The sequence below is a fragment of the Streptomyces actuosus genome, assembly GCF_016921115.1.
GTDB classification, from domain to species: domain Bacteria; phylum Actinomycetota; class Actinomycetes; order Streptomycetales; family Streptomycetaceae; genus Streptomyces; species Streptomyces actuosus_A.
On the sequence record NZ_JAFFZS010000257.1, the window covers coordinates 1 to 403 of the forward strand.

Here is a 403-nt window from a genome sequence, read left to right on the forward strand (position 1 = left end):
CGAGACAATCCTAGCCGACGCGAGACAGCCGCGTTTAAGACAGTTATACGCTCTGCTTGGGACGAATTCCAAGCTGAAGATGATTCTGAAGGCTCCGATGGCCAACCTCCTGCTATGACCCGCACTCACTCGGCCAGTAGCGTTTCTTCGCTGTCATCTGCAAAGTCGCTCGATGCTGAGAGTTTTGCGCCAGTCATGACGCCTGCGACAAGTAACACACGATCTCGCACAAAAGGGAAGCAAGCCAAGACCATCGCCCCCAAGGCCAAGACCAAGGCTTCAACTCGCCGTTCGATGTTTCCATCTAGCGCTGAGGCCTCTGCGCAAAGAAAGCGCACCGTGGAGAATGATCCCGAATTCTCAGAAGAGGCCCTCAGAACTAAACGGGCGCATTTACAGCAGG

Annotated in this window: 1 protein-coding gene; it reads left to right on the top strand. The window is 54.6% G+C overall.

Annotation, left to right across the window (positions count from 1 at the left end; genetic code table 11):
* Positions 1 to 114 precede the first annotated feature (114 nt).
* Positions 115 to 403: hypothetical protein (locus JS756_RS36285; RefSeq protein ID WP_205387518.1), on the top strand; the 289-nt coding region annotated here is incomplete at its 3' end.